The organism is Cytobacillus oceanisediminis 2691 (genome assembly GCF_007678455.1).
Classification (GTDB): Bacteria; Bacillota; Bacilli; order Bacillales; family Cytobacillaceae; genus Mesobacillus; species Mesobacillus oceanisediminis_A.
This window is the reverse complement of the sequence record NZ_VEEP01000356.1, coordinates 1-243: the sequence shown is the minus strand read 5'-3', so window position 1 is coordinate 243 and position 243 is coordinate 1. Positions and strand designations below refer to the sequence as shown.

General features: G+C 47.3%; 1 protein-coding gene. It reads right to left on the bottom strand.

Features of this window, described 5'->3' with window-relative positions:
• A partial coding sequence (locus FS736_RS25640; RefSeq protein ID WP_395883965.1) for a phosphoribosylaminoimidazolesuccinocarboxamide synthase occupies positions 1-231 on the bottom strand: 231 nt, incomplete at its 3' end.
• Positions 232-243: the final 12 nt, after the last annotated feature.

The following is a 243-nucleotide window of genomic DNA, read 5'->3' as shown; positions in this document are numbered from 1 at the left end:
TTGTTGGGTGTGGATATCGGAGAGGGGGGATGTATGAGGGGAAATGTGATGGGCGAGGAGGATCTTGGGGTGAGTATGGTTGGGGAAGTGTAGGTTAAAATGTATTAATGTGAGAGGTATTTGAGGGAAAAATGGGGGAAGGAGTTGATTAATTTTGAAAGGCGCCGGGTTGAGTTCAGCGAGTTGTTGTGCAGGTGGGAAATTGAGGACATGAATATGTTCATCGGTAATGAGGGGGTTGCG